The sequence below is a fragment of the Mesorhizobium monacense genome (genome assembly GCF_056781675.1).
The window spans coordinates 6272044-6294288 of record NZ_CM165567.1 but is presented as its reverse complement, the minus strand read 5'-3'; the positions used below and the strand labels follow the sequence as shown (position 1 = coordinate 6294288).

Below are 22245 nucleotides of genomic sequence, written 5' to 3'. Positions count from 1 at the left end.
CGAAGCGTTCCGGGGTTCCGCCTCATCCTCAGAAAAAGACGCTCTGCAAAGCTGGTATAGCAATCGTATGCGAATGCGCTCTGGAAAGGTGAGTTCGCCCTCGCCTATCCATATGTCTGCGACGAGGGGCTCGTTCGACATGCGGCGAACCGGCTCATCCACCGTCGGCTCATCGCGCGTTCCTGCGGAGAGCCGCAGAAAATAGCGCCCGTGTCACAGATTGGCCGGCAGTTCCATGTCACGCTAGAAACTCGACCGCCAGAACGCCACCGTGAAAGGCCGTGGCGGCGACGGTGTCCGTACGGCATAGCCCAGGGAAGACAGCGCGACCGCAAACTCCTTCAGCATTCCGAGTCCTTGGCGGGAGACGGCCTATCCGCTACCGGAACTAGCGAGAAATCTAGCCTGGGAGGTTCCCGATCGCTTGCATCGACGTGCTGCGATTTGGTTGTTTCTGCGCACTCCATCGCAAAGAGGAGGGCGACCCATATAGTCGCTCCCTCCTCTCGAGAAACCCGGATTGCGCAGCTTGCGACGCTGCACCGCGCTGCGGTTCGTCATCGCAAGGCGCGAGTGTATATGAGCTAGCGTTCGCCGTATTTCTCTCTCAGCTGCTTTTTGTCGAACTTGCCGACACTTGTCTTGGGGAGCGCATCGACAAACAGGATCCTGTCCGGGATTCCTATTTTCGAAATCACGCCGGCATCGGCGAAGGCTTTCAGGTGCGCCTCTATCTGCGTGTCGCTGACATCGCCGCCTGTGTGGGCGTCCCTGACGACCAGCGCCAGCGGTCGCTCTCCCCATTTATCGTCCTTGACGCCGATGACAGCGGCTTCCGACACACCCTCGCATTGCGAAATGAGGTCTTCGATCTGCAGCGACGACACCCATTCGCCGCCCGTTTTTATGACGTCCTTGATCCGGTCGATGATCCGAACGTACCCGCCCGGCTCGATGACGCCGATGTCGCCGGTGTGCAGATAGCCGCCCGCCCACAATTGCTCGGATGCTTCCGCGTTGTCGACATATCCCTGCGTGAGCCACGGCGCGCGCACGACGATTTCGCCAGGCGTCGTCCCGTCATGCGGCAGTTCGTTTCGGTCCCAGTCGACCAAACGGATATCGACCAGTGGTGCTGCCATCCCTGCTTTGGTTCGGATATCGATCTCTTTGTCGGAATCGCCCGTGAGATCTGCTGATTTCACCTGCGCCAGACAAAGTAACGGTGCGCCCTCCGACATGCCGTAGCCGGCATAGACGTCGACACCCAACGCAAGCGCCTGTTTGGCAAGCCCCTTCGGAAGTTCGGAACCTCCAACCACCATCTTCAGGCCGGCGAGATCGGTGTTTGCCGCCGTGGCGGCGCCGAGCAACATCTGCAGGATCGTCGGCACGCCGTGCGTGAAGGTCACGCCTTCGGTCTTGATCAACTTGAGGAGCAAAGCCGGATCGTAGCGCCCTGGATACACTTGCTTGACGCCGGAAAGCGTCGCCGTCCACGGAAACCCCCAGGCGTGAGCGTGAAACATCGGGGTAATCGGCATATAGACGTCGTCGCGGCAAAACCTCCCCTGCTTGGCGGCGCTGCCCAGGAAAGCCATTTCGGCGAGTGAGTGGAGCACCAACTGGCGATGGCTGAAATAGACACCCTTCGGCGAACCCGTTGTTCCGGTCGTATAAAAGGTGGTGGCAAGGGTGTTCTCGTCGAAGTCTGGGAAGGTGTAGTCGGGCGAAGCGCCGAGCAGCAGCTCCTCGTATTCGGCTGCGAATGAAAGTCCGCCTGTTTGCGGCACTGCTCGATCCGACATCAGAATCAGCGTCTTCACCTTGGGCAGTTGCTGCCTGATGCCTTCCAGAACCGGGACGAAGTCGTCGTTGACGAGAAGCACCGACGGGCCCGCGTGATTGATCGTATAGGCGATCTGTTCCGGTGACAGACGGACGTTCACCGTCTGCAAGACAGCTCCCATCATCGGAACGGCAAAGTAGGCCTCCAGGAACCGGTTGCTGTCCCAGTCCAGCACGCCGACGGTGTCTCCGGCGCGGACGCCAAGCCTGTCGAGGCTGTACGCGAGCCGCCCGATGCGCTCGTGCAGCTGCCGGTAGGTGAAGCGCCTGATATCCCGATAGACGATCTCCTGATCGGGCGCCTGCAAGAGCGGGCTATGCCACAGTTGCTTGATCAGCAACGGATACTCATATGCGGACTTGGTGGCTTGTATCGGTCTTGCGGCCATGGCGGCGTCCCCAATGATATATCGCGCGTCTGCGCTCGATGACGCCGGCCTGGCGTTGATGACGGCGCGTCTCCTGTCGTCAGGCCTTCGCTTTGACGCGCCTCGTCGCCAGAGCGGCTGCGGTTGGCTTGGAACCCGCGAACCGCTCTGGCTATTCGTGTTGCCGTCCCTTGTACGGACGCCAAATAGTTGGCTGTAAATGCCCTAGGCGACGCGATCGGCCTTTCTCTGCCGCGCCGCTTCCTCATCCGCCTTGTTTCGCAATTCCAAGAGCCCAAGCAGGACCTCGTCCCGCTCCGCGGCCAAGTCGTCGATCGTCCGCGAGCCCACCTCGGCGTGAACGCCATCGATCAGCTTCTGCTGGAGCTCAGGTGTCAATTCCGGCGAACCGAGGACCTTCCACCAGGCTGTCATCGGACCGGTGAATTGCTGCAGGAAATGCTCCATGCCGCCTTGGCCGCCGCCGAGATGATTGAGCATTACCTGGCCCATAATGCCCCACCGCAGTCCCGGTCCCCAGGAGAGCGCGGTGTCGACGTCGGCAACACTGACGACGCCCTCGCCAACCAGATGATACACCTCCCGTGCAAGCGCAGACTGCAATCGATTGGCGACATGCCCAGGCACTTCCTTGTGCAGGCGGACCGTTTTCTTGCCCAGAGCCGTATAGAATTCCGATGCGCGCCGGATCGTCTCCTCGGACGTCTTGGCGCCACCGACGATCTCGACCAGCGGGACAAGATGCGGCGGATTGAACGGATGCGCGATGACGCAGCGCTCGGGGTGAAACGGGCAACCGGATTGGATATCGCTCATTGTCAGGCCCGATGAGCTTGAGGCGATAATCACATCGGACGGCAGCAGTTCGTCGAGCTGACCGTATAGCTTTTTCTTGAAGTCGATCCTCTCCGGTCCATTCTCTTGGACGAGATCGGCTCCCTTGACGGCCTCCGACATGTCGGCGGTAAAGGCCAGCCGCATTGGAGAGGCCCCGGGGGAGAGCCCCAGCCTATCGAGGGCGGGCCAGGCCGCATCGACAAAGCGTCTCAACGAGGCTTCCGCATCAGGAGCGATATCCGTCGCCACAACATCGAGGCCCTTTGCAAGGAACTGTGCTGCCCAGCTCGCGCCGATGACACCCGTCCCGATAATGGCGACCTGAGAGATCTGCTTGCTGCCAGCCATGGTCATTGCTCCTTCGAGGGGATTTCGGCGTACGCGACGCCGGACAGATTGCCTTGGGCGAAGAGAAGCGCGCGCTTCTTGGAGCCATCGAGCTTTGCCGAATAGACGGAGCCGCCAAGGTCGGTGACGAACATCCGATCGCCGGGAACATCGAGCGCGATACCGATACCTTCCATCAGGTCGCTGACGACGAGCTCAGGTGCATATCCATTTCTGGCCGGTGCATCGATCGAGGCCCGATTGACCGTATTGCCGGCCGGCGGATTGCCGCGATCCGTCCAGTAGAGAACGCGGCTCTCGAGGTCGAGCTCGAGGTCGATCGGTTCAGGCAGCTCGTCGAACCATGGTTCGATGTCCGTTCGACTGGCGGCGTCCTCGCCCTTGGGTATGCCTATGCCCGCCCGGAAGATGCAGCCGAGGCCGGCATTGTCCGGACCCTTCTGTGTCCAGTAAATTTGCCCACGCACAGGGTCGACCGTGATACCCACACACCAATTGGTGGCGTCGCGGCTATCGTCCTCGCCCTCGCCTGTCTGTACCAGCGTTTCGACATCCGAACCGTCGAGATTTGCGCACATCACCCGCATGCCCTCGCGGTCGCACCAGTAAAGCTTGCCGCTCCGCTTCTCCAGGTGAAGCTGCTTTGGCGTGTGTGTGATGCCCTGGGGGACGATCACCTTGCGATTGCTGCCATCGAGGTCGGCGCGCTCGATGGAACCGTCGTTGAGGTTGGGCACCCCCATGTTGGTCCAGTAGATATGGCCGGCCTCGACATCGACCACGATGCCGTCGGGCAGATGACATCCGGTGACGATGACCTTCCGGTCGGAGCCGTCCGGGGTCATCGAGTGGATACGGTCGCCACTCAGCTCAAGAACGAACAGTCGGCCAACCGTATCCTTGCTGCCCGATTTTGGATTCGACTTCGTCGCGAAAGCGTCATTCATAGCTCTTCCTTTCACAAGCTCAGGGCTGCGATGCCGAAGCGCCGCATCCTGCAAGTTCGGTCGTCCCCAACGGCCTACACGGCCGCCAAAGGCTTTCTGGTTTTGGTGAAGTCGGGAGGACGCTTTTCCAGGAAGGCTGTCAGCGCTTCCATCGCCTCCTCGGAGCGGACATGAGCGCTGAAGGCCTCATTCTCGGCCCGCATTGCCGCCTTGATCTGTTCGCGAAAGGGACGCTTCAGAAGTCGCTTGGACGCTTGCAGCGCACCAGCGGGTTTCGCGGCCAGCTTGCGCGCCGTTTCGGTCGCCACCGGCAGCAGGTTCTCATCGAGCACGACCTGCGTGACCAATCCCAGCTCCGTGGCGCGCCTAGCATCGAACGCCGATCCCAGCAAAATCAACTCAGCTGCGCGGATGTGCCCGATCGCAGCCGGAACGGCGTAGCTCGAGCCAAATTCCGGCACCAAGGCAAGGTTGATGAAAGGCATCTGAAACCTGGTGCTTTCGCCGGCATAGACGAAATCGCAGTGCAACAGCACGGTGGTTCCGCTTCCCACCGCGGCGCCACGCACGGCCGCAACGATCGGCTTGCCGAAATCAGCCAGCGCATTCATGAGTCGAGCCTGGGGAGATTCTCCAGGACCCGGAGGATTCTTCAGAAAGTCCTGGATATCGTTGCCGGCGCTGAATACATCTCCCGCACCGTGCCAAAGCACGACACGTACGCTGTCGTCCTTGGCCGCGTCATTGAAGATATCCGCGAGCTTCGCGTACATGCTCGAAGTTAGCGCATTCTTCTTTTCCGGCCGATTCAATTCGACGCGAAGTATGCCTTCGGACCGTTCCGTAGCTATGTCATCCATCGTCTTCAATCCAGTTGGTCCAACAGTTGCTTGAGCTCGGAAAGGCTCGAACGTCGCTCTAAGCGGCGCGTCCTGGTGCCTTCGGAACCGTACCGTTGGTACGCAGAGTGTCTATCTCGTTCATGTTGAAGCCGAGCTGCTTGAGGATTTCCTCGCTGTGTTCGCCGAGCTCGGGCGCGCGTCGGGCCGGCGCCTTGGCAACGCCATGCACCTGGAGGGGGCTGCCGATCGTGGAATTGAGGTTTCCACCGGCGCCCTCGAGCGGCACGACGATATCATTCGCCCTCAGCTGCGGGTCCTTGATCACTTCGCTGGGTGCCTGCACCACGCCGAAGGTAAGATGGCCGTGCTCGAAGACTTCGCCCCAGTGTGCCATCGGCTGCGCAGCAAAGATCTGATCCAGAATCGCGGTGAGTTGCCCTGAATTCGCAGCCTGTTTCGCAGGGTCCGCGAAACGGGCATCCGTCAGGAGATCCGGACGACCAATCGCATTGACCAGAGCCGGCCATTTGTCGGGTGTCAGCACGATCAAGAACCATGTCTCGTCGGCCGCCCGATAGACATTCAAGGTCGCGTTCGGCGGGTTGGCGCGATCGTGCAATGGGAAGAACGTGGCATCGGCTAGCGCAGCCTGTGCCGTGACAGCACTGGCCCAGACGCCGGCAGCGAGCAGCGAGGTGGTGACGTACGAACCCTTCCCCGTGCGTTCCCGCCGGTAGAGCGCCGTGACGATTGCCGAATAGAGGCTGACCGCCGTCGCATGGTCGCCGCTGCCTGCTACTGGCAGTGTCGGCGGGGCACCGGCATCTCGTGTCAATGACAGCAGTCCGCTTCGTGCCCAGTAGGCCGTGATGTCGAACCCCGAAAGCTGTGCATCAGGCCCGTTGTCGCCATAGCCGGTAACGTCCGCATAGATCAGACGCGGGTTCCACGGCACGACATCGTCATAACCGAGCTTGAGTTTTTCGCGAGCCGGATGCGGCGTGTTGACGATCAGAACGTCGGCCCACTCCACCAGCCGCCGCAGAACCTCCCACGCTTCGGGCGACTTCAGATCGAGCGCCAATCCGCGCTTGTTGCGGTTGTTGAGATGCCAGGGATAGTTATCCTTTGACCGAGGCTGCGGCGGGACCTTGTATCCGATCCGCCACGTGTCGCCGGTTGGCGGCTCGACCTTGATGACGTCGGCGCCGAAGTCGGACAGGATCACCGCGGCGGCTGGCCCCGCTATGAAGCTGGCCAAGTCTACCACCTTCAGTCCGGCGAAAATGTTGTCGGTTGCCATATGGGCTGTCCTTTCTGAATTGCCGTGTGCGTCGGGTTTGTTCAGCGTCCACGGAACTGTGGCGCGCGCTTTTCGAGGAAGGCGGTCGTCCCCTCCTTCTTGTCCTCGGTTGCCGCGCACAGCCCGAAGTAGGAGGCCTCGAGCAGAAGGCCTTCGCCCTGGCTCGTCTCCATCCCCTTGTTTGCCGCCTCGAGCGCGAACCTGATGGCAATCGGAGCGTTGGCGGCGATCTTCCCCAGGATCGCCTCGGCACGGGTGATGAGCTCGGCGGCTTGAACAATCTCGTTGACCAGCCCGATCCGATACGCCTCCTGCGCTGTGATCATGTCCCCGGAGAGGATGAGCTGAAGGGCGCGGCCCTTTCCGACCAGCCGCGGCAGTCGTTGCGTTCCACCGCCACCGGGTACCAATCCCAGTGTGACTTCCGGCTGGCCGAACCTCGCCGTTTCCACCGCGATCCTGATGGTGCAGGCCATCGCCGTCTCACAACCGCCGCCGAGCGCAAATCCGTTCACGGCTGCAATCACCGGCTTGCCGAGATTCTCAATGAGATCGAGCACCCCCTGCCCGAAGCGACTGGACTGTTCAGCTTCGAACGCTGATACCTGTGCAAGCTCGCTGATGTCGGCGCCCGCGATGAAAGCCTTGTCGCCGGCACCCGTCAGGATGACGCCACGTATCGCAGCGTCGTCCCGAGCGTCCGCGAAGGCCTTTCCCAAATCCGACCACGTCGGCGTATTGAGCGCGTTGAGAACCTTTGGGCGATTGACGGTGACGTAGGCAATTGCACCCTTCTTCTCATAGAGGACGTTTGCGAGCGCCAGGCCCGCCGCTTCAACGGCCATGATCAATCTCCTGCTTAGGAAAAAAGGGGGGGCGAGCCAGGGTGGGGGGAGCGACCCTGGCTCGCCGCTGCTCACACGAATGCGCCAAGGCCGGTGATGGCTTTGCCGACGATCAGATTCTGCATCTGATAGGTGCCTTCGTATGAGTAGAGCGCTTCGGCGTCGTTGAAGAAGCGCGCCACATTGTAGTCGGCGACGATGCCGTTGCCGCCGAGCAACTCGCGGCCCCACGAAACCGTCTCGCGTGACTTTGCCGTGCAGAACGCCTTGGCCAGCGAGGCGTGGTGGTCGGCAAGCTTGCCTTCGTCATCCATCTGCGCCAGGCGGACCATCAGGCATTGGCACGCGGTTACGTTGGCGAGCATCTTGGCGAGGATATCCTGCACCAACTGGAACGAAGCGATCGGCTTGCCGAACTGCAGACGTTCCTGCGTGTATTTCAGCGTTGCCTCGAACGCGCCCATCTGGATGCCGGTCGACGCCCAGCCGACCATGTAGCGCGTCATCCGCAGCACCCGCGCGGTATCGCGAAACGAGTTGCCGCCCTGCAGGCGGTTGGCTTCCGAAACGCGGACATCCTTCAGCGTAATGACGCCGTTCTGGACGACCTTGAGCGCGATCTTGTGCTCGATCTTCTCGACGCTGAATCCCGGCGTCGTCTTGTTCTCGACGATGAAGCCCTTCACCTGATTGTCGGCGAGGTCGCGCGCCCAGATGATCGACACGTCGCACCACGTCGCGTTGCCGATCCAGCGCTTCTGGCCGTTGAGCACCCAGGTATCGCCCTCGCGTTTGGCGGTCGTGGTCAGCCCTCCGCTCGTTCCGGAACCGACCAGTGGCTCGGTCAGGCCGAAGCAGCCGATCTTTTCCCAGCGCGCCATAGGCGGCAACCACTTCTGCTTCTGCTCCTCCGACCCATCGAGATAGATCGAGCCCATGGCGAGCCCGCTGTGCACACCGAAGAAGGTACAGAACGAAGCGTCAACGCGTGCCAGCTCCATTGCGACGAAGCCGAACAGCTTCTGGCTGCCGCCGGCGCAACCGTAGCCCTCATATCCAAGGCCGCCGAGGCCGAGTTCCTTGAAAGACGGTAGCAGCTCGAACGGAAACGCGTCTTCAGACCAGTATTTGTTGATGATCGGCTGGACCTTGCTCTCCATGTAGGCCCGCACCTTCCTGACCACCGCCGATTCGTCAGGAGTCAGGACATCGACAAGCTGGTAGAAGTCGCTGTTCGGCGCCGGCAAAGGCTTCGCCTTCTTGTCTTCCTTGGTTGCGACCGCCATTGCCATCCTTCGTTCTCCTGCTCGATTGTCCCGATCTCTCGGAATGAAGTGTGAGTGGGACTATGGCTTCGGCCGGCGCTTTCTTCTTGGAGAACTCTGCGGCGGGTAGGACGCCTGTGCCCCCAATCCTCATAATCTCAGCGGTGCCTGCTTCGGTTCGCGAGATGGCACCGGAATGGCAAGGCCTACGAATGGTATGCTCCACCAGCCGCTGTGCGCGGCGCAACCAGTCCGGATTGATGATGGTTCGCTAGTCGCGAGGAAATCGGGAGGGGATCGACTTTCATCCAAAACAGGGCGGTGGACAGCCGACCTTGCGGATGGCGAATGGTCGGCTGTCCAACCGCCATGCTGACCCGGTTTCTGTGTCCGCATCCAGGCCATCAACCGGAAATTCAATATCACTATCCGTTCGGCGGTTCGTTCTGAAAGAACTGACGGCTCCGTTGGAAGGCGTCGCCGAACGTGTTCTCTCCCTCGCTAAGAAGGTGTTTCGGCTTATGTTTGCACACCACCTCGCAGTCGCAGCCGGGGCCTTCACTGTCGCAGAGCTCGAAGTACTCAGGTTTGTCACCCGCCTCCTCCCCCAACCGCATGAGCGATGCGATCTGCCGAAGCCGCCTGGAAGTCATGTCGGCGTAGTCGTGAACAGTCCTGAGGACTGCGGCGGCCTGCATCAAATTGACCGCTGTCTGGCCGCATCTTCGCGCGCCTTTCAGGTTTTCCTGTGCGCTGTGTTCGAGGATGTCGTGCAGCTGCTCAATCAGGCCATTTGTCAGGTGGTTGGCGGCCTCTCTGAGCCTCGCACGATCAAAACCATCGTTGGTCGTGGGCTTCTTGACCATTGTCGTACTCCTGCGAGCTGCTGCGCATTTCTCGGCTTCAGCAGGAGCTTACCGGGACCGATCGTCGCTGGATTTGATCGACGTGCGCCGGCTTGTTCGTTTCGACGGTTAAAGCAACTGCCAAAGAAACCTGTCGCCCTCGCTGCCGAGCCGCCGGCTGCTCCACGCCGAGACCGGAAACTGCAATGGTGATTTCACCCAGGTTGGCAGCAAGATCTGCGCTGACCAGCATCAGGAGCTTGGGGCGAAGTGCTGGCCGCTCCGAAGCGGTTGCCACGATGCGAACCGCATTTACGGCCATGAATGGTACGCTCCAGTGGCGCCCATAATGTCAAGCAGTCTGAGAATCTAGGATCCGTGCTCGCCGAGATCGGGAGCAGCAAGGCTACGCGTTGATGTCTCGACGATGGTCACTCTGTCGCTGGCAGATCGTCTCCTAGAGGCAATCCCAAGCGGGACCATACGTCTACCAGCGCATCACCAAGTTCGCCAACCATGCGGTCGTTGTGCAAAGGTGACGGCGTTATCCGAAGCCTCTCTGTTCCCCTAGGAACCGTGGGATAGTTGATCGGTTGGATGTAGATACTGTGCTCGGTCAACAGCAAATCGCTGATCGCCCTGCACTTCTCGGGATCGCCGACAAATATGGGAATGATGTGGGTATCGGTGTGCCCAACCGGCAGACCGGCATTAGATAGATGTGATCTTACCTCATCAACGCGCTTTCGGTGATGGAAGCGCTCCCGGTCGGAGGCCTTCAAATGCCGGATCGCCGCGGTCGCTGCCGCTGAGATCGGCGGAGGAAGGGCGGTCGTAAAAATGAAGCCGGGCGCGTATGAGCGGACCGCGTCGATCAGGTTCCTGCTGCCAGCAATGTATCCGCCGAGACAGCCGAAAGCTTTTGCAAGAGTTCCTTCGATCACGTCAATGCGGTGCATGACGCCTTCGCGTGCCGCTACCCCTGCGCCGCGCGGACCGTACAGTCCGACGGCGTGAACTTCATCGCAGTAGGTCATGGCACCGTGCGTTTTGGCTAGCTCGCATATCTCTGAGATCGGAGCGACATCGCCGTCCATGGAGTAGAGGCTTTCAAACACGATTAGCTTCGGACGCCCCCGTCCCGCCGCCGCGAGCAGGCTTTCCAGATTTGCCATGTTGTTGTGACGCCAAATCATCCTTTCCGCGCCGGACTGTCGGACACCCTCGATGATGGAATTGTGATTGAACTCGTCCGACAGGACCAGGCAGTTCGGGATCAGCTTGGCAATAGTCGAAATGCCCGTCTGGTTCGACACGTACCCAGAGGTGAAAACCAAGGCGGCCGTCTTGCAATGAAGATCGGCAAGTTCACGCTCGAGCTCGACGATCGGCGAGTTTGTTCCGGCTATATTGCGCGTCCCGCCAGCGCCCACTCCCGCTCTGTTCGCGGTGGAGCACATGGCACCCACAACAGCCGGATGCTGGCTCATTCCGAGGTAGTCGTTCGAACACCAGACCACAACCTCCCGGGGGCCTTCCGGAGACTGCCAGATGGCAAGGGGATAGCAGCCAGCAATTCGCTCGATCTCGACGAACACGCGGTAGCGCTGTTCTTCGCAGAGCCGCGCAAGTGCCGCGGCAAAGAAGTCGCCGTAGCCAGGCGAAGACACGCCCGACCACTGCTGTGGCTGCCTTGAGAGATCGTCGCTTTCACGCAAGGGAGTGATCACGGCACTGTAGTTTGTTTGGTCGTGACAGGGGCATTTGTGGGTCGTGGCGCTTCAGAAATGAGCCGGGAACTGCGCTGACCGGTCAGATACGACCATAGCCATTGCGACTGAACCCTCCAACGGTTTTGGAGTTGGGGTAGAGCCAACAGGTGAACGAAAGCCCACACAAAATAGGTGAGGAAGCCACTCGTTCTCAGATGACCGGCCTCCAAGATGGCGAAATTCTTGCCGACGACTGCCATGTTGCCCTTGTCTCGGTACCGGAACGCCCGCTTAGGTTCGCGCCCCCTGATTTTATCGGAGATCAGACCCCCCACATGGCGCCCTTGCTGGATGGCAGCCTGCGCAACCCCGGGTACGGGTCGCCCGCCCTGCTGTATGAACGCCGCATCGCCAACCACGAACACGTTTGGTTCACCTGGCAAATTGAGGAAAGGCTCGACCAATGCCCTGCCCGCCCGGTCGGTCTTGGCGCCAAGCAGCTGTATGACGGGTGATGCGGCCACGCCTGCCGTCCACAACACGGTCGCGCTCGGAATCCTTTCGCCGCCTGCGATCACACCCTGTGCGTCAACACGGTCGACCTTGACGCCGGTCAAGATCTTCACGCCGAGCTTGGCAAGGCGTCTGGCGGCCTTTCTCGACAGCGACGGAACAAAGGTCGGAAGAACCCGATCACCTCCCTCGATCAAGGTAATCGTGCTGGTTGCCGGATCGATCTGCCTGAAATTCCCACGCAGCGTGACCTTCACCATGTGTGCAATCGACGCCGCGAGTTCGACACCGGTCGGTCCGGCACCGACGAGCACAAAATTCATCTGGCGGGCGCGCTCGTTCTCATCGTCGGTCGCCTCGGCCATTTCGAATGCGCTCAGGATCTTGGTTCTGATCGCCTCGGCGTCCGTGAGATTCTTGAGCCCCGGTGCAAAGGCTGCGAAGTCGTCGTGGCCGAAATAGCTCGGGCGCATGCCTGTAGCGACCACGAGGAAATCGAACCGCACCTTACGCATACCGATCCCGGGGCAAAGTACATCGACCGTGCGGTGGGTCAAATCGAGGTCGGCGACGTCGGCGAGCATCACATTCAAATTGGCTTGCTTCGCCTCCAGCTGCCGGATCGGCGCCGCGATCTCGGACGGTGCGAGCAGTGCGGTCGCCACCTGATAGAGCAGCGGCTGGAAGATATGATGATTGCGGCGATCGATCAGAACCACGTCCGCATCGGATCTCTTAAGGGCCCGCGCCGCTGCAACTCCGGCAAAACCGGCGCCCAGGATGACGACCCGCGGTCGCCGGGGGCGTGAGCCTTTACCGTCGACGGCGTTTTCGGAGGCATCAGTTTCAGCCAACATAGCTCACCACCTCATGATTAGCTGGGGGTCGTGCAACTGGCCGACCTGAAGACCATGCAATGCGATACCTTCCCTATGCACATCTCTCTTGTACTGATCTGCCGCGAGCGGAACGCACTTGCGGCGTTCGTACGGTGGCGAGCTCAACGGATGCTTGGAGATCCTGGGGAGGTAGTGAGCGCATCGTCAGCAGAGGCTGCCGCTGCTCTTTGCGCAGCGTCGGCAGCACTTGGCGCGACTGAGCCAGGACGGCACGGCGAGCAGTGGCCGGTCCAGCCCCTCGCATGTAATGCAGCTCCGGCCGGTAGCGCGGCCAGAAGAAATCACTGGTTGTCGAACCAACTTTGATGATCAGAGCGCGGACATCCATTGCACGTTCTCCTTTCGGCCTGCTGATCGACAAGACTAATCGGCGAATGACGCTGACATCACCGGAAGCCACAAATCGATGGTGGTGCCGCGATCAGGCGCGCTGGCGATCGAAAGCCCGCCACCTTGGCGTTCCATGAGTTGCCTGACAGTTGCGAGACCGAGGCCCGTTCCATTTGTCTTGGTCGAAAAGTGGGGTTCCCCCGCCATTCTCAGGGTCGCCGCATCCATCCCGATGCCGCAGTCCGAGATTGTCAGGCGGATCATCGAGTCACCTCCCCGCGCCCGATTGCTGGACAGACAATCCAGCGCAGCAGCGATCGTCACATGGCCTCCGGTCGGCATCGCGTCACGGGCGTTCAAAACAAGATTGAGCAAAGCCCGCTCGATAAGCTGCTGGTCGATGAAGGCCTCGGGGAGATCTGGGGCGATGTCGAGGTCAAGGCGAATGTGCGTCGACAACAAGCTCGCAAGCGGTGCCTCAAGTCGTTCTAGAAGCCGACCGACATCGACCGCAGCGAGCTTGATTGGTCGGGGGCTTGCAAAATCGAGCAGTTGCCGTGCCAACGTCTTGGCTCGAAAGACACAGTAAATCGCGCCGTCAATCTTTTTCAGTTGCCGCGCCGTCAGGGCTCCGCGACCTTGCATTTCCTCAAGGACGGACACGATCGGCGTCAGCAATATGTTGAAATCGTGAACGATGGAGGTGAGCAACACGCGCGGATCAGGAACTATCGGCGCGGCAATATTGTCATCAGTAACGCGCCGCCCGGACTTCCTGTTGAGATTGTCAACCATAGATTCTCTCCATCGAGAGCTTCGCAAAGTCTTCTTTCCGTGAGTAGCATTTGATCACGTCTCAAGATTCAGGGCTTGTACGAAGCATCTGATCTTTTGACGTTTCTCGCAGGCTTTCTGATTGCTCGGTCGATATTCACAGCACATGGCCGCAAAATCGCCGACCTCATGACGCGACAGGCGTCTGCGGTTTCGTGGGGACACCCTCAGTGGCTTGACTGAATCCTGCGTAGGCGCAGCAACGTCTCCTGGGTGCACGTCCGCCACGAAGAGGTCGCGGCGGGCGCAGAAGCAGCCTTGGCTGGCGAGCGGACGCTCGTTCCAATCGTGGCTCTGCTCTCTTACTTCCACAGTCAGCGAGAGAGATTTACCTTGGCAAGGTCGACAAGCTGGGTCGCCCGGCCGTCCAGAACGGCCTTCATCGTGTACATCCCGAAATGATAGGCCTGGTCCAGCGTGGTCTTGGGGGGCATGGCAAGCTCCTGTCGAGCACTCACCACGTCGACGAGAACCGGTCCCTTGTGCGCCAATGCTGCCTCGATGGCGCCCTTCAACTCCTGCGGCTTCTCAACCCTGATGCCGCGGACACCCGTGGCTTCCGCTATCAGGGCAAAATTGGGGTTCTTGAGATCGCAGCCCGTATCCAGAAATCCGTTCGCTTTCATCTCCATCTCGACAAAGCCGAGCGTTCCATTGTTGAGGACGATGACCTTCACCGGAAGCCCCATCTGGGTCAGCGTGATAAAATCTCCCATCATCATGCTGAAGCCGCCGTCGCCCGACATTGATATGACCTGGCGATCCGGATAGGTCGCCTGTGCGCCGATCGCTTGTAGCATCGCATTGGCCATCGATCCGTGATTGAACGAGCCGATAATGCGGCGCCTGCCGTTGACCTTCAGATAGCGCGCCGTCCAGATGATCGGCGTTCCCACATCGCAGGTGAAGATCGCGTCGTCGGCCGCCAGTTCGCTGACAAGGCGGGTGACATATTGGGGATGAATGATGTTGCTGTTGGGACCACTTTCCGCCAGGGCATCGAGGTCTCTGCGCGCCTTTCTGTAATCGATCAGCGCATCGCTGAGATGACCTGAATCCTTATTCTCCTCGACCGAAGGTAGCACGGCCTCGAGCGTGTCCTTGACATTGCCGAGCAAGCCCAGATGAAGCGAGCATCGATTGCCGAGCGCCTCAGGGCGCACATCCACCTGAGCAATTTTTGCATGCTCCGGAAAGAACGCCCGATATGGGAAATCGGTGCCGAGCATCAAGAGAGCATCGCAGTTCTTCATGGCCGCGTAGCCGGATGCAAAGCCGACCAGGCCTGTCATTCCCACGTCGTAGGGGTTGTCGTATTCGACAAACTCCTTGCCGCGGAACGCATGCACGATCGGGGCCTTCAGTTTGCGGGCGAGTTCGATGACCTCTGCGTGGGCGCCTGCGCATCCGGCGCCGCAGAACAAGGTTACCCGCGATGCCCTGTTGAGAAAGTCCGCAAGATGCCCGATCTCGGCCTCGCTTGGCCGCAGGACAGGCACAGTGGGCGCTATCCATTCCGGCACATCGGCATTAATTTTCATCAGCGCAACATCCCCAGGCAGTACAACGACTGCAACACCTCGCTTGGCGATGGCGACCCGGATGGCCCGTTTCAAAATCTGTGGAAGCTGCTTGGGATTGGAAACCAACTCGACATAGTGGCTGCAATCTCTGAACAGGTTCTCCGGATGTGTTGCCTGGAAATAATCGATCCCGATTTCGCTGCTGGGGATGTGGGCGGCGATTGCCAGCACCGGCACACCGTTGCGCTGGCAATCAAACAGGCCGTTGATCAGATGAAGGTTGCCTGGGCCACAGCTACCCGCGCACACTGCAAGGCTTCCTGTAAGATGAGCTTCAGCCCCGGCGGCAAAGGCTGCGGCCTCTTCATGGCGCATATGAATCCAATCGATTGACTTTCGCTGCCGCAACGCATCGGTAAAGCCGTTGAGTGAGTCTCCAACCACCCCATAGACGCGCTTCACGCCCGTCTTCTCAAGAGTTTCGACCAAATATTCGGATGCAGTTTTGCTCACAACTTTCCTCACCTATCGCAAGAAAACCTCCGCCAGGACTACTGGACGGGGACTTTGAACTCGGATGCTCGTCTCCGGCGGCGAACTGTAGGGCGATAATTTCTCTTCCGTTTTCAGCGGATCGAGTGCCAGTCGCGCGCGCAACCGGCAGAACTACGCGATCGATCCTGCACCACCAGGTGCGCTCAAAGCTTGTAGGAAGCGTCTGCGCTTTGGACGCTTCTCGCAGAATTGCTGACCGTTCGGCGGAGCTAACATTCGCGCGGCGATCAAGGATTGATTGGTTGAGTCAGAGATTGAACAGCTGCCTGATACGCGCGCGGAGCGGCGGTATCGTCGTCGCGGCGTCCGCTCCGTCGCCCCGGCCGAGCCGGAGCTGTTCGGATGCGTTTCGTTTCGAGAGCAGCAAGGCCAACTCGTCGGCGATCGCTGGGCGATCGCGTATCAACGGCGCCAAGCCTTCCTGTGTGATCTCATAAACGACCACGAAAGTGAGAGCTTTGACTCTGCCCAACTCACCGGCTTCTGTCAGAAGACCGCCTTCGCCGAGGCAGTCACCTGGCGCAAGACGCCCCAGTACCGTCTCGCGCGCGCCGTCGCGCCGATTTACGGTTACGACGCCGCTGCGAATGATCATGAGCGACTTCAGCACCTCCCCCTGCTCTGCGAGGGTCTCACCTTTTCGGAAGGTCTGGCGCGTCATTGTCGAAGCGAGCGCTTCCTTCTCATCCTCCGTCAGCGGGGCAAAGAGGGGGATCGCGTCCAGAAGACGCCGTGGCGTGGTGTGGAAGCCGAATGGCACTTCGACTTCGTTCGGTTCCGGGGATGCCAGACCACCAGCTCCCAAGGGCGCAGCAAGAGTGAGCCCGGCCGCCTTTGCATGACGAAAGATCAGGTCGAAGACCTCGCTCTTTGCCTTGCCGGCAAGGGTTCTGTCTGCGACCCTGAAAGCAAGCTCCAGTTCCACCGCGCCTCCGTCCAGCGACACTATTTGTACACTCGGCTCGGGTTGCGCCAATATCGAATTGCTGCTCAAGAGAACCGCGCGCATCACATCGGCCATCGTGGACGGCCCTGTGCTCGGCCGAAAACGGACTGTGAGCGTCACGCCGTGGCTCCGCTCGGGGCTGCTGACATTGGTCAGCCTTGCCTTCGCGAGGTCGCTGTTGGGGACGACCACCAGGTCGTTTGTCCCTGTCAGGAGATGAGTGGCCCGCCAATTCGTTTCGACCACCTTGCCTTCGATGCCGCTGCTCAGCACAAGCCAGTCGCCGATCCCGTAAGGCTTCGCAAGGTTGAGTGCGATGCCCGAGAAGACGTCGCCCAGAGTGTTTTGCAAGGCAAGGCCAAGGACAATGGCGACCGCGCCGGATGTGGCTATCAGCGTTCCGACCGGGGCGTTGAATACGTAAGCGATAATCGAGAGGAATGCAGCTACGTAGATGACACCCACAACAAGATCTTGGAGAAGCCGCCCCTCACGGGGCTGACGTTCGAGGATAAGAAATACGCGGACCAAGCCGATCAGCGACCATGCGGCATTGATCCACCAGATCACCTTGACGATATCCAGGAATACGCGCTGCACCAGTGAGGTGCCGGCCGGATCGACCTCATACGGGAGGATCCCGTGATACAACAGCAGCACCGTAAGCACCAAAAAGAATGCCAACTGACCGACCAGACGCAGGGTCGGGCGGCTGTGGCGCAGAATGCGTGTAACCAGTGCGCCCATCGCAGCAAGCACGCCGGTCTGGACAATGGGATCCGCTATGATTTCGGCTAAGTGTGCGTAGTTAACCATGGGATTGGGAGCCACATATTGTTCAACGACAAGAGGACCCGGTATGAAGTCCTGCTGTGCGCCCCCCCGAAGTCGGCGGTGGTGGCGGAGACTGCCGCCTGAACAGGGTTGGAAGTCATATTGCTGGCTGCGAAGAACTGCTGGTTGAAGAAGACGGTGACGAACGGATCGCGTCCACAAACCTTCCAGAGACTTTCGGTCCGTCTCGATCGACCACCTCGACCGGAAGGTCGTGGACGATTGCATTTCTGAGTATGGCGCGCCAAGCCGACGACAACTTTCCGGGCCTTCCTGCCGCGGCCACGACCGACCTCAACCGACGAACCTCGGAGACTTACGGTTGGGCGGTGAGCCAAACGGTCATGCCGGGCTCCAGCCCTTCGGCACTGCCGCTTGGATCAAGGCGCATTCGGAAGGAATTGAGATCATGGTCGCCGACGGCGCGGGCCGCGCGCCAGGTCGCGAATTCCCCCAACGGACGCAGTTCAGTTACGCGAGCATCGATTTGACGCCCGCCCTGCGCCGTCAGCACCACCCTTTTCCCGAGCGTCATCTCGTGCAGATCGTCTTCACGCAAGGTGAACGCGAACCAGGCCTGACCTTCTGCTTCCATCGTCATCACCGGCTTTCCCGGCCCAATGACCTCACCGGGCTCGGCAATGTGTATGCCGATCTTTCCGTCGGCAGGTGCCGTTATTCTGGTCTTGTCCAACTGGGCCTGCAGATCCGCGACCGTCGCCTCGGCTAACGCCACTTCAGCATCCGCCAGGACACGCTCCTCGGCGGTAGGACCCGCGCTTGCTTCGGCCGCTTGCGCCTGCTTGAGATCAAGATCAGCTTTCGCTTTCGCGAGGGAGGTCGTGCTCGTGTCGAGCGCTTGTTTGCTGGCGAAGTCCTTGCCGGCGAGTGCCACCGCACGGTCATACTGCTGCTGGGCGAGCAAAAGATTGGCCTGCGATGTCTGCACGGCTTGTGCAGCGATTGCCACCTCTTCCGTACGCACGCCCGAATAGACGTTGTCCCGCTGCGCCTTGGCGCTCGCCGCGGCGGCTTTGGCTTCACCAACGGATGCCGTCAGTTCTGGGTTGTCGAGCACGGCAAGAAGATCGCCCTTGTGCACATGCTGTCCTGGAATGACGGCCACCGACGCCAGACGACCCGTGGCGTCCGGCGCGATGCGAATCTCGGTCTGCCGGACCATACCGGCGATCAGGGGCGTCGCCTGTTCTGCTGACGCCCGCCAGGCGCTGCACATCATCGCACATGCCGCAGCCAGTGCGATTGCAAAACCACATCGCGATCTAGCGAGCATCGGGTTCCCTCCAACCTGCAGTGATCCTGGCCGAGGCGATGGCGAGAATTGCGTAAACGCCTGTCAGCACCCATAGCCGCACCCAGTCTTTCGAGACATCCGTCAAAGTCGCCCCCATCTGGTTGACCCGCACCAGGCCATCGATCCCGGAGGTGCTTGGAAGGATAAAGCTGACCGTTCGAAGCATCGGCGGGATCGCTTCCAGCGGCCATGCGACGCCAACGAGAAAAAACATCGGAAGACTGACCGCAACAAACAGCAGAACCGCCGTTTCGCGCCGCTTGAACCAACTGCCGACGAACTGGCCGAGCAGACTGACCGAGAGGATGAAGGGAATGGCCAGGACGATCAGGTCGAGCACATGATCGTTTGCCGAGAAACCATACATCCTCGGCAGCACGACGAGGAATAGCGCGAAGCCCGGCAACGTCAGCAGCAGATGCGCGAGGCTTTGACCGATCACCGCTGACACGGCGCCACGACGACGGCGAGCGCTGCGTCCGCCCTGCTCGTAGAGCACCCCACCCAGCGTCGCCGAGCCCATCAGCAGCGTCTGCTGCAGGATCAACATAAAAGCGGCCGGGACGATGTAGCTGCCGTAGCCGCCGGTGGGATTGAACAGAGGCTGGTTCAAGATCTCCACAGGCGAGGTCTTTGCGAGAGCTGCCCGATAGAGGCTTCCATCTGGGCGGGCGCTGCGCGCCGCAAGATCTGTCGCGACCGCACCCACTCCTTCCTGAATGCCCTCCAGCGTCCGGTTGTAAAGCAGGAAGTAGGCTGAATTGACATAGGCAGGGAGTTTGGCCTGATCGCCCTTCAGGATCTCGCGCTCAGTTCCTGCCGGAATGCTCAGGATGCCGAAGACTTCCCGACGTGCGAGCGCGGCCTGCGCGTCCGCCAACGTGGCCGGCCGAAGCGCCACCTTCACCGCTTCGTCGGCATTGACTGCCTGGATGATCGTGCGGCTAACGTCGGAAGAATTGTCATCCACGACGGCAATGGGGATGTCCTTGATAAGTTGGCTAAGATAGGGTTGCGGATAGAATACGCCGTAGATGATAGGCGCCAGGACAATCAGGCTGAAGGCGCTGCGGTCGCGGATCACTCGACTATATTCGTCGGTGAATGCTCGAACGATGCCGATCCTGGCCAGGTCAGATTGCCGAGAGGCTTCGGTCGGTTTTGGCAGCGGGTCATGGCCGACGGCGCGCAGTCTCAGCCAGGCCAAACTGAAATAGATGACGGCCAATCCCCCCAGCACCATGAAAGGCTCGGCGGAATCTCCTGCCGGCACGCCGCGAGCCGCCTGGTCGAACAGGATCTGGATGTACCAGCGCAGCGGCAAGATCGCACCCCAGCTACGGGCGAAGAGGTTCATGGCGAGCACTGGAAAACCTACACCGGCGAAGCCGAACGCCGGCGAGCAGATGATGCCGGTCAGGCTGAGACCAAAGGCAAGGTTTTTGGCGAGAAGCTGCAGCAGCGCCCCCAACGACAGATAGGCAATGATCAGTAGGCAAGCGCCGGCGCCGATCAGCAGCGGGTCGCCGCGGAAGGGTATATCGAAGATGCCGTGAATGATGCCCAGCCCGACCACCATCATGACGAGGAAGATGCCAAAATAGGGAGCCAGCTTGCCGACAAGCGCGACAAGCATGCTGTCCCCAGCCGTCGCCAGCCATTCGTGCATATTGCGTGATCCGAACTCGGTGCCGACCGCATAGCCGGCGGAAATTGCGATCACGATGTGGAGTACGGTCGGCAGAATCGCCCGCAAAAGGAATTGCGCATAGTTCAGCGCCGGATTCGTCAGAACGTATTGTTCGACGACAAGCGGACCCGGCGTGAAGGCCGTGCTGGGCGGCCCAGCCGGCAGGTCGGCGATAGCCGCCGATATCGCCGCCTGCAGCGCGCTCGAGGCGACATTGCCAGGCGTGAAAAACTGCTTGTTGAAGAAGATCACGACTTGCGGCCGGCGCCCGCCCATGATGTCGCGTTCGAAATTCGCGGGGATATAGACCGCGGCTATGGCGTCGCCGGAGCGAATGGCATGCGTGGCTCCATTGAGGTCGGAGGAACGTCTCGCCACGGCAACGCTCGGTGCCGAGTTGATCGCCAGGACGAAGGCCTCGGAGGTCTTCGTCCTGTCCTGATCGACAACGTCGATCCGCAAGTCACGGATAACAGCATTGCTGAACGTTGCGGAAAGGACCGCAAAGGCAATCAACGGGATGACGAGGACGAGCAGAAGGGCCACCTTGTCGCGGCAGATCCAGGCCACCTCGCGGACAGCGACATCGACAATGCCGAAGCGACGGGTTCCCGGCATCAGCGCGCCTCGTTCCAATCCGCGTACGCGCTCATGCCGGGCCTGAGGTTGGGTAGCTTGTCGACCGGATAGGCCCGTACCGAGAAGGTCCTGAGATCGAAGTCGCCCGTCGCGCGCGTCGCACGCCATCCGGTATACTCGCCGCGCGTTGCGATGGTCCGCACCTCGACGGTAACGGGCATGTCGCCAAGCGCCGGGATCTTGACCGTAAACCGGTCCCCTACCTTCAGACCCTTGACCAGATCCTCGCGCAGATCGAAATGCACCCAGACGTCATTGAGATCCACCAGCGAGAGCAGCGGCACCCCAGGCGATACATATTCGCCTACCTCGGCGCCGACCTGATAGACCTGCCCGGCAATCGGCGCCTTGACGGTCGTTTCGTCGACCTGCGCCTGCAGGGTCGCGATCGCGGCCGCGGCCTTGGCGACAGCAGCTCGCGCTACGCCGCGCTCTTCAGGGGTGTGGCCTGCGACAGCCTCCTGGTAGGCGAGTTGCGCTTGCTCCAATGTTCGCTTCGCTACGTCCAGCGACGCGGTCGCCTCATCAAGCTTTTCGACCGATTCGAAGCCGCTCTGGGCAACCTGCTTGACCCGGTCATATGTCTGCTGGGCAAGCGTCAGGCTGGCCTGCGCCGACGCCACCTCGGCCTTACGTTCCGCGACCTCCTCGGCGCGCGTGCCGACCTGGATGCGGGTGAAGTCGGCCTGGGCGACGACCCCTGCGGCCTGCGCCTCGTGAAGCTGTGTCAATAGCTCCGGATTGTCGATCGCCACCAGTCGCTGTCCGGCCGTGACATTGTCGCCGCGCGAAACCGGCCGCTGTCCGACCCTGCCGTCGACACGAGCCGCAATGTCAACGCGGGTGGCATCGGCTTCGCCTTGCACCAGCAGCGGCTGCGGGCGAACGAGATACCACAATGACAAACCGACGATCGCCAGCACGCTGAGCGCAACAATGATCGCCGCCATTTTCGAGGTTTTGGGAGGCTCGGCGGCGGCGAGTTG

Annotated in this window: 17 protein-coding genes and 1 pseudogene; 1 reads left to right on the top strand and 17 read right to left on the bottom strand. The window is 60.6% G+C overall.

The genetic code is table 11. From position 1 onward, the window contains the following. Nucleotides 1-584: 584 nt before the first annotated feature. From AC1RUK_RS30210 to AC1RUK_RS30155, 12 genes are all read right to left on the bottom strand, one after another. The gene (locus tag AC1RUK_RS30210; protein ID WP_481837701.1) at nucleotides 585-2237 is read right to left on the bottom strand and encodes a fatty acid--CoA ligase; all 1653 of its coding nucleotides are present in this window, start codon (nucleotides 2235-2237) and stop codon (nucleotides 585-587) included. A 204-nt stretch (nucleotides 2238-2441) separates the two neighbouring features. Further along, nucleotides 2442-3422, bottom strand: a complete 981-nt coding sequence (locus AC1RUK_RS30205) for a 3-hydroxyacyl-CoA dehydrogenase NAD-binding domain-containing protein (protein ID WP_481837702.1) — start codon at nucleotides 3420-3422, stop codon at nucleotides 2442-2444. Between the two features lie 2 nt (nucleotides 3423-3424). Further along, nucleotides 3425-4369 (bottom strand): 3-hydroxyacyl-CoA dehydrogenase, encoded by a 945-nt coding sequence (locus AC1RUK_RS30200; RefSeq protein ID WP_481837703.1) that lies wholly within the window; start codon nucleotides 4367-4369, stop codon nucleotides 3425-3427. Between the two features lie 74 nt (nucleotides 4370-4443). Beyond that, nucleotides 4444-5229: an enoyl-CoA hydratase gene (locus AC1RUK_RS30195; RefSeq protein ID WP_481837704.1), complete on the bottom strand. Its 786-nt coding sequence runs from the start codon at nucleotides 5227-5229 to the stop codon at nucleotides 4444-4446. Nucleotides 5230-5287: 58 nt separating this feature from the next. Next, nucleotides 5288-6514 carry a CaiB/BaiF CoA transferase family protein gene (locus tag AC1RUK_RS30190; protein ID WP_481837705.1) on the bottom strand — a complete coding sequence of 409 codons (1227 nt, stop codon included), beginning with the start codon at nucleotides 6512-6514 and terminating at the stop codon, nucleotides 5288-5290. Nucleotides 6515-6555: 41 nt separating this feature from the next. Then, nucleotides 6556-7359, bottom strand: a complete 804-nt coding sequence (locus tag AC1RUK_RS30185; protein ID WP_481837706.1) for an enoyl-CoA hydratase-related protein — start codon at nucleotides 7357-7359, stop codon at nucleotides 6556-6558. 71 nt (nucleotides 7360-7430) lie between these two features. Then, on the bottom strand, nucleotides 7431-8651 hold the full coding sequence (locus tag AC1RUK_RS30180; protein ID WP_481837707.1) for an acyl-CoA dehydrogenase family protein: 1221 nt from the start codon (nucleotides 8649-8651) through the stop codon (nucleotides 7431-7433). Between the two features lie 398 nt (nucleotides 8652-9049). Then, on the bottom strand, nucleotides 9050-9490 hold the full coding sequence (locus AC1RUK_RS30175; protein ID WP_481837708.1) for a hypothetical protein: 441 nt from the start codon (nucleotides 9488-9490) through the stop codon (nucleotides 9050-9052). A 37-nt stretch (nucleotides 9491-9527) separates the two neighbouring features. Continuing rightward, nucleotides 9528-9791, bottom strand: coding sequence for a hypothetical protein (locus AC1RUK_RS30170; protein ID WP_481837709.1), 264 nt, complete (start codon nucleotides 9789-9791; stop codon nucleotides 9528-9530). Between the two features lie 109 nt (nucleotides 9792-9900). Then, a complete protein-coding gene (gene hemA / locus AC1RUK_RS30165; protein ID WP_481839355.1) occupies nucleotides 9901-11139 on the bottom strand; it encodes a 5-aminolevulinate synthase in 1239 nt (412 codons plus the stop codon). Between the two features lie 56 nt (nucleotides 11140-11195). Continuing rightward, a complete protein-coding gene (locus tag AC1RUK_RS30160; protein WP_481837710.1) occupies nucleotides 11196-12551 on the bottom strand; it encodes an NAD(P)/FAD-dependent oxidoreductase in 1356 nt (451 codons plus the stop codon). Nucleotides 12552-12956: 405 nt separating this feature from the next. Further along, nucleotides 12957-13718, bottom strand: coding sequence for an ATP-binding protein (locus AC1RUK_RS30155; protein ID WP_481837711.1), 762 nt, complete (start codon nucleotides 13716-13718; stop codon nucleotides 12957-12959). Nucleotides 13719-13914: 196 nt separating this feature from the next. Here AC1RUK_RS30155 and AC1RUK_RS30150 point away from each other — a divergent pair. Continuing rightward, nucleotides 13915-14021, top strand: a pseudogene (locus AC1RUK_RS30150) (thiamine pyrophosphate-binding protein); the annotation flags it as partial. 50 nt (nucleotides 14022-14071) lie between these two features. Here AC1RUK_RS30150 and poxB read toward each other — a convergent pair. The 5 genes from poxB to AC1RUK_RS30125 form a co-directional block, all read right to left on the bottom strand. Further along, nucleotides 14072-15793: a ubiquinone-dependent pyruvate dehydrogenase gene (poxB, locus tag AC1RUK_RS30145; protein WP_481837712.1), complete on the bottom strand. Its 1722-nt coding sequence runs from the start codon at nucleotides 15791-15793 to the stop codon at nucleotides 14072-14074. A gap of 289 nt (nucleotides 15794-16082) precedes the next feature. Next, complete coding sequence (locus AC1RUK_RS30140; protein ID WP_481837713.1) at nucleotides 16083-17597, bottom strand: cyclic nucleotide-binding domain-containing protein; 1515 nt, start codon at nucleotides 17595-17597, stop codon at nucleotides 16083-16085. A gap of 334 nt (nucleotides 17598-17931) precedes the next feature. Continuing rightward, entirely contained in the window at nucleotides 17932-18909 is a 978-nt protein-coding gene (locus AC1RUK_RS30135; protein ID WP_481840156.1) for an HlyD family secretion protein, read from the bottom strand. After that, nucleotides 18899-21238 (bottom strand): ABC transporter permease, encoded by a 2340-nt coding sequence (locus tag AC1RUK_RS30130; protein ID WP_481840155.1) that lies wholly within the window; start codon nucleotides 21236-21238, stop codon nucleotides 18899-18901. Before AC1RUK_RS30130 ends, AC1RUK_RS30135 begins: the two co-directional genes overlap by 11 nt. Next, nucleotides 21238-22209 carry an HlyD family secretion protein gene (locus tag AC1RUK_RS30125; RefSeq protein ID WP_481837716.1) on the bottom strand — a complete coding sequence of 324 codons (972 nt, stop codon included), beginning with the start codon at nucleotides 22207-22209 and terminating at the stop codon, nucleotides 21238-21240. The genes AC1RUK_RS30130 and AC1RUK_RS30125 overlap by 1 nt, the downstream gene beginning before the upstream one ends. Between the last annotated feature and the right edge of the window lie 36 nt (nucleotides 22210-22245).